The 6815-nt window shown below is 72.7% G+C and carries 6 protein-coding genes and 1 pseudogene; 5 read left to right on the top strand and 2 right to left on the bottom strand.

The features are described 5' to 3' along the window. The coding region (locus IZR01_RS47190; RefSeq protein WP_194927659.1) for an ArnT family glycosyltransferase at window positions 1–1010 on the bottom strand (1010 nt) is incomplete at its 3' end. Between the two features lie 169 nt (window positions 1011–1179). Between IZR01_RS47190 and IZR01_RS47185 the strand changes: the two genes are divergently transcribed. The 5 genes from IZR01_RS47185 to IZR01_RS47165 all read left to right on the top strand — a co-directional run bounded on the left by IZR01_RS47185 (window position 1180) and on the right by IZR01_RS47165 (window position 6271). Continuing rightward, window positions 1180–1944 (top strand): DeoR/GlpR family DNA-binding transcription regulator, encoded by a 765-nt coding sequence (locus tag IZR01_RS47185; protein ID WP_194899354.1) that lies wholly within the window; start codon window positions 1180–1182, stop codon window positions 1942–1944. Between the two features lie 353 nt (window positions 1945–2297). Next, the gene (locus tag IZR01_RS47180) at window positions 2298–3218 is read left to right on the top strand and encodes an SIS domain-containing protein (RefSeq protein WP_194927658.1); all 921 of its coding nucleotides are present in this window, start codon (window positions 2298–2300) and stop codon (window positions 3216–3218) included. 1 nt (window position 3219) lies between these two features. Continuing rightward, complete coding sequence (locus tag IZR01_RS47175; protein ID WP_194927657.1) at window positions 3220–4329, top strand: ROK family protein; 1110 nt, start codon at window positions 3220–3222, stop codon at window positions 4327–4329. Further along, window positions 4326–5384: a 1-phosphofructokinase family hexose kinase gene (locus IZR01_RS47170; protein WP_194927656.1), complete on the top strand. Its 1059-nt coding sequence runs from the start codon at window positions 4326–4328 to the stop codon at window positions 5382–5384. The genes IZR01_RS47175 and IZR01_RS47170 overlap by 4 nt, the downstream gene beginning before the upstream one ends. A gap of 8 nt (window positions 5385–5392) precedes the next feature. After that, on the top strand, window positions 5393–6271 hold the full coding sequence (locus tag IZR01_RS47165) for a class II fructose-bisphosphate aldolase (RefSeq protein WP_194927655.1): 879 nt from the start codon (window positions 5393–5395) through the stop codon (window positions 6269–6271). Window positions 6272–6485: 214 nt separating this feature from the next. Here the strand turns inward: IZR01_RS47165 and IZR01_RS51815 are convergent. Further along, window positions 6486–6815 (bottom strand): annotated as a pseudogene (locus tag IZR01_RS51815) (hypothetical protein); the annotation flags it as partial.

Raw genomic sequence — 6815 nt, 5'->3', positions numbered from 1 at the left:
GCCGTAACCGGCAGCGCCGCAACCGACGCCGCCGCCAGCCTCGCTCGCCGTGCCCGCCAAGCCGCCCACAGCCCGGCGCCCAACCCCACCACCGCGGTCGGCACCAGCCAGCTGATCTGTCCGGCCGAAGCCGTCCCGAAGATCCGGCCGAGCCCGGCCGGTCCGCCGGCCCCGGACAGCACCGCGCCGCCGGCCAGCGGGTCGGTCCCGGCGCCCTGGCCGCCGATCCGGCCGAACCCGTTGTACTGGAAGACCATCTCCCAGACCGAGTTGTGCACCGAGCCGTCGATGTAAGGGCGCTGCGAGGCCGGGGTCAGCGTGACGAACACCATCCAGGCCAGCGACACCACCGCGACCAGCGTCCCGTACGCCGCCGCCCGGCCCAGCCGCCACCAGCGGCTCCCGGCGCCGAGCAGGAAGCAGGTCCCGGCGAACACCGGGACCACCAGCAGCGCCTGCCCCATCTTCACGTTGAACGCCACCCCCAGCCACACCGCCGAGGCCGCCAGCCACCAGGTCGCGCGCCGTCCGCCGTCGGCCCAGCGCCACAGCGCGTGCGCGGCGACCACCATGAAGAAGACCATCAGCGCGTCGGGGATGTTCGTACGGGACAGCGCGACGGTCACCGGGGTCAGCGTGTAGCCGACGGCGGCCGCGTAGGCCGCGCCCCGCCCGGCCCAGCGCCGTACCGTGACGAACAGCAGCGGCACGCACGCCGTCGCGGCCAGCACCTGCGGCAGCAGGACCGCCCAGGCGTGGAAGCCGAAGATCCGCACCGACAGCGCCTGCACCCAGAACGCGCCGGGCAGCTTGTCGGTGGTGATGAAGCCGGAGGGGTCGAAAGCCCCGTAGACGAAGTCGTGCCAGTTCGCGCCCATCGAGCGGACGGCGGCCGTGTAGAAGGGGTGCGTCCGCCCCCGCTGGAAGCCCCACCCGAACATCACCGCCGCCAGCGCCGTCAAAGTGGCGACCAGGGCACGATCCGACGATCGTCGGTTAATCCAGACCATGTCCGGACCAACGAGCATGATCGGTACGAGTCACCACTAAGTTACGAAACTGTCATCGAACACAGAAAAACATCGCTGGTGGGACGGCTGGGGCCGGAGATGATCATTCATGCTCGGATCTTGCGCGAACGAGCATCACAGTGAGCGGATCGCGCGCTACTGTGTCCCCATGCGTCAAGAAGACCGCCTGGGAGCCATCCTCGCCCTGCTGGCCGACCACGGTTCGGTGGGGGTCGTGGAGAGCGCCGACCGCCTGGGCACTTCCCAGGCCACCATCCGCCGCGACCTTCAGGCGCTGGAGGAGCAGGGTCTGGTCAAGCGCACGCACGGCGGCGCCGTCCCGGCCGGCGTGCTCTACGAACTCCCCATGCGCTATCGCGGCGCGCGCCAGCAGGAGGAGAAGAGCCGGATCGCCGAGTTGGCCGCCGGGCTGATCGACGAGAGCGCGGCGACCGTGGGGCTGTGCGGCGGCACGACCACCAGCGAGGTGGCGCGGTTCCTGGGGATGCGCGGCGGGCTGAAGATCGTCACCAACGCCCTGAACATCGCGGCCGAGTTGGCTTTGCGCCCGGCGATAGACCTGGTGGTCACCGGCGGCACCGTGCGCACCGAGTCCTACGAGCTGATCGGCCCGGTCGCCGAGCGCGCGCTGGAGGGCTTCAACCTGGACGCCTCCTTCCTCGGCGTCGGCGGGGTCAGCGCGGCGGCCGGCGTGACCACCCACCACGAGGTCGAGGCGCAGACCAACCGCGCGATGATCCTGCAGTCGGCCCGGGTGATCGTGGTCGCCGACGGCACCAAGGTCGGCCGCCGGGCCTTCGCCCGGATCGCCGAGGCCGCGCTGGTCTCCGATCTGGTCACCGATCCCAGCGCCGACCCCGGCGAGTTGGACGCGCTGCGCGAACTCGGCGTGCGGATCCACCTCGCGGACTGAAATGCGGACTGAAACGCGGGCTGAGCGCTGACTGACTGCGGGCTACTGACTGCGGACTGAAAGGCTGACTGACCGCGGGCTGAATGCGGCGGAATGCGTATTGAGCGTGGATTGACCGTGGATTGAGCACGGGCTGAGCAGGGGCTGAGCGCGGACTGAGTACGCCCCGGGTGCGCCCCGAGCAGCACGGCGCGCGTTCTATGGCAGGCGGTAAAAGGTGTGCGCCGGAATTATTCGGCCGGCCGCGCCGGATCCCGGTTGACCACGCCGTATTTCTTCCTGCTTGATTCTGCTCGACTCGTCTGGCTATCGTTCAGATACAAGCACGAACGTCGCCAGCCTGGGGAGAGACCATGTCCGGATCCGCCTACGTCGAAGCCGAGATAGCGAGCCAGCCGGGCACCTGGCGCCGGGCGGCGGCGCTCGCCGCCGGTCCGACCGGCTCGTTGCTGCCGAAGAAGGGCGAGCGCGTCGCCGTCGTCGGCTGCGGCACCTCCCTGTACATGGCGCAGGCCTACGCGGTGCTGCGCGAGGAGGCCGGGCTCGGGGACACCGACGCCTTCGCCGCCTCCGAGTTCCCCTTTGGCCGCGCCTACGACCGGGTGGTCGCGCTCAGCCGCTCCGGCACCACGACCGAGGTGCTGGAGCTGTTGCAGCGGCTCAAGGGCCTCACCCCGACCGTCGCGGTCATCGCCGACCCGAACACCCCGGCGCCGGAGCTGGCCGAGGCGACGATCGTGCTGGACTTCGCCGATGAGCGCTCGGTGGTGCAGACGCGCTTCGCCACCACCGCGCTGACGCTGTTCCGCGCGCACGTCGCCGCGCAGTCCGGCACCGCCTTCGACCTGGAGAAGATCGTCGCCGACGCCGAGCGCTGCGTGACCGAGCCGCTGCCGGAGGCGATCCTGGACAAGACCCAGTTCGCGTTCCTGGGCCGGGGCTGGACCATCGGGCTGGCCAACGAGGCCGGGCTGAAGATGACCGAGGCCTCGCTCACCTGGACCCAGTCCTACCCGGCGATGGAGTACCGGCACGGGCCGATCAGCATCGCCTCGCCCGGTACGGTGACCTGGATGCTCGGTACGGCCCCGCGCGGGCTGGCCGAGCAGGTCCAGGCCACCGGCGGGCAGTGGCTGGACCCCGCCGACGGCCGCGACCCGCTGGCCGAGCTGATCCGGGTGCAGCGGCTGGCCGTGGCGCTCGGCGGCCGCAAGGGCCTGGAGGTCGACAACCCGCGCAACCTGACCCGCTCCATCATTCTGTCCGAGGTCTGATATGTCCGATCCCGAGCAGCCCGCCGCGGCGCCCCGCCACGCGCGTGCCGCCGATGCCCCAGCAGGGGATGTCCTGGCCGGCCAAGAGTCGGCCGGGCACGTGCCAGGCGTGCACGTGCCAGCCGGGCACGTGCCGCCCGCGCACGCGGCGGACAGCCAGGCGTCAGGCGGCGGTCACGCCCTGGCCCTGGACGTCGGCGGCACCGGCATCAAAGCCGGCCTGGTCACCCGGGACGGCCGCCTGACCCGCACCTGGCGCCGGGCCACCCGCATCGAGCGCGGCCCGCAGGCGGTCATCGACACCATCGCCGACTTCGCCGCCGAGCTGGTCGACGAGGCGGCGGCCGAGGGCACCCCGGTCGCCGCGGCCGGCTTCGCGCTGCCCGGGATCATCGACGAACGGACCGGTGTCGGCGTCTTCTCGGCCACTGTGGGCTGGCGCGACGTGCCGTTCCGGGACCTGCTCGGCGCGCGCCTGGCGGTCCCGGTCGCGATCGGCCACGACGTGCGCGCCGGGGGAGTGGCCGAGGCCCGTATCGGCGCCGGCCGGGGCTCCGCGCGCTTCGTGTTCCTGCCGCTGGGCACCAGCATCGGCGGCGCGATCATGATCGACGGCGTCCCGAACCTCGGCCCGCACGGCATGGGCGGGGAGTTCGGGCACATCGTGGTCCGGCCCGGCGGCCTGCCGTGCGGCTGCGGCCTGCACGGTTGTCTGGCGCAGTACTCGTCGGCGGGCGCGGTCGCGGCCCGCTACGCCGCGGCGGCCGGCACGGCGAACACCGGCGCCCTGGACGTCGCGGCCCGGCTGGCCACCGGCGACCCGGTCGCGCGCCGGATCTGGGACGAGGCGGTCGACGTCCTGGCCGACGCTCTGCTCACCACCGCGGCCCTGCTCGACCCGGACCGCGTGGTCATCGGGGGCGGTTTGGCCGAGGCCGGCGACACCCTGATGCGGCCGCTGGCCGAGGCGCTGGGCGCGAAGGCGACGTATCACGTGCTGCCGGAGTTGGTCACCGCCGAACTCGGCGACCTGGCCGGCTGCCTCGGTGCCGGGTTACTGGCGTGGGATCTGGTGCCGGGAGACTCGATGCCCGGGGACTCAGCGCCGTGATAGTCACGGTCACGCTCAATCCCGCGTTGGACATCACGTACACCGTCCCGGCCCTGAAAGCCGGGACCACGCACCGTCCGCGGGTTCACGCGCAGGCCGGGGGCAAGGGCGTGAACGTCGCCCGCACCCTGCACGCCCTCGGCCGGGACACGGTCGCGGTGCTGCCGCTCGGCGGGTTCGACGGCGAAGCGGTCCGTGCGGAGTTGGAGACGGCCGGGGTGCCGCACTATGCGATACCCATCGCCGGCGCGACTCGGCGCACGGTCACGGTGGTCGAGGAATCGGGCCTGGCGACCGGCTTCAACGAGGCCGGGCCCGAGATCGGCGCCGAGGAGTGGGCCGAGATATGCGCGGCGGTGGCGTCGTTGTTGGAGACCGCCGCGTTGGACACGGCCGCGGTGCTGGTGCTGTCCGGCAAGCTGCCGCGCGGGCTGGCCGACGACGTCTACTCGGAGCTCATAACAGTCGCTGAAAGCCTTGGCGTGCCTACGATTCTGGACACCGAAGGCGTACCGCTGCTCGCCGCGCTCGCCGCGGGCCCGGCGATCGTGAAGCCGAACGCCCACGAACTGCTCGACGCCACCGGCCTCACCGATCCGCGTGCGGCCGCGAGCGAACTGCTCGGCCGCGGCGCTCGGGCTGTGGTGTCCTCCAACGGCCCCGACGGGCTCACCGCCCTGACCGCCGAGGGCACGTGGACCGCACGACCGCCGCGCATCGACGGCGGCAACCCCACCGGGGCTGGCGACGCGTCGGTCGCGGCGCTCGCCAGGGGACTGGCCGACGGCAGCCCGTGGCCCGACATGCTCACCGACGCCGCGGCGCTCTCGGCCGCGACAGTGCTCACCGACCGCGCTGGGGTCTTCGACGCCGACGCCTACCGGCGCTTCCGCTCTGAGATCCGCTCCGAGGTCAGCTCCGAGGTCAGGCCCGAGGTCAGGCCCGAGCTCAGCCCCGAGGCCAGCCCCGAGGTCAGGCCCGAGCTCAGCCCCGAGGCCAGCCCCGAGCTCAGCTCCGAGATCAGCCCCGAGCTCAGCGCCCGTTCCGAAAGCTAAGGATCCCCATGCCTCTCAAGCCCACCGGCGACCTCATCACCGCCGCCCGCGCCGAGCGCCGGGCCCTGGCCGCCTTCAACGTCATCACCCTCGAACACGCCGAGGCCATCGTGGCCGGTGCCGAGAGCCGGCAGTCGCCGGTGATCCTTCAGATATCCGAGAACGCCGTGAAGTTCCACCACGGTCGCCTGGCCCCCATCGCGCGCGCCACGGCCGCGGTCGCCGAGGCCGCGGGGATCGATGTGGCGCTGCACCTGGACCACGTCGAGGATCCCGCGTTGCTCCGTCAGGCCGCCGACTACGGTTTCGGCTCCGTCATGTTCGACGGCTCGCACCTGGACTACGCCGAGAACGTGCGGGCCACCCGCGAGGCCGCCGACTGGGCCCACGCCCGCGGGCTGTGGCTGGAGGCCGAGCTGGGCAAGGTCGGCGGCAAGGACGGCGAGCCGCCGCTGTCCGCGCACGCGCCCGGCGCCCGCACCGACCCCGACGAGGCGCGCGAGTTCGTGGCCGGCACCGGCGTGGACGCGCTCGCGGTCGCGGTCGGCAGCTCGCACGCGATGACCGATCGCAGCGCCGTCCTGGACCACGAGCTCATAGCCCGGCTGCGGGCGGCGGTCGGGGTCCCGCTCGTGCTGCACGGTTCCTCGGGGGTGCCGGACGCCGAACTGGCGCACGCCGTCGCCGGGGGCGTGGTGAAGGTGAACGTCGGCACCGCGCTGAACATCGCGTTCACCGGGGCGGTGCGCGCCTGGCTGGAGCAGGCGCCGGCGAACGCCGTGGACCCGCGCAAGTACTTGGCGCCGGCGCGTGAGGCCATGGCCGGGACCGCGGCACACTTCATCAGTGTCCTGTCCCCGGACGCTCTGGACCCGGACGCCGACTAGCAGCGACGCTGGCGTCCGGAGGGTAGCCTGGGCCAGCATGAGCGCCACACCCGTACGCGGCGATCACGACGCGGCGATCACGAAGAACGGCGGATGATGGCGAACCCTGAGATATCGAGTACGCAGGAACCAGGCCTCGCGGCGGTTCCGTCCCAGGGGCGTCCTGCCGACGCGGCCTCGGCGCCCCAGGCGGCTGCCGGGAACGAGGCGGCTGTCAGGAACGAGGCGGCTGTAGTGCACGCGGCCGAGCCGGGGGCGGCAGCCGGTCCGGCTGATGAGTCAGGTTCAGCGGCAGCGCCAGGCCGAGCGTCAGGGCCGAAACCAGCGTCAGGGGCGACATCAGCACCAGCGCCGGGTCAAGTACCGGCACCGGGACAAGCATCCGCACCAGCACCGGGACAAGCATCGGCGCCCGCGCCGGGACAAGCATCGGCGCCCGCGCCGGGACAAGCATCGGCGCCCGCGCCGGGACAAGCATCGGCGCCCGCGCCGGGACAAGCATCGGCGCCCGCGCCGGGACAAGCATCGGCGCCCGCGCCGGGAC

Origin of the sequence: Catenulispora pinisilvae (assembly GCF_015356865.1) — a bacterium.
Lineage (GTDB): Bacteria > Actinomycetota > Actinomycetes > Streptomycetales > Catenulisporaceae > Catenulispora > Catenulispora pinisilvae.
This window is presented reverse-complemented; position numbering and strand designations above follow the sequence as displayed.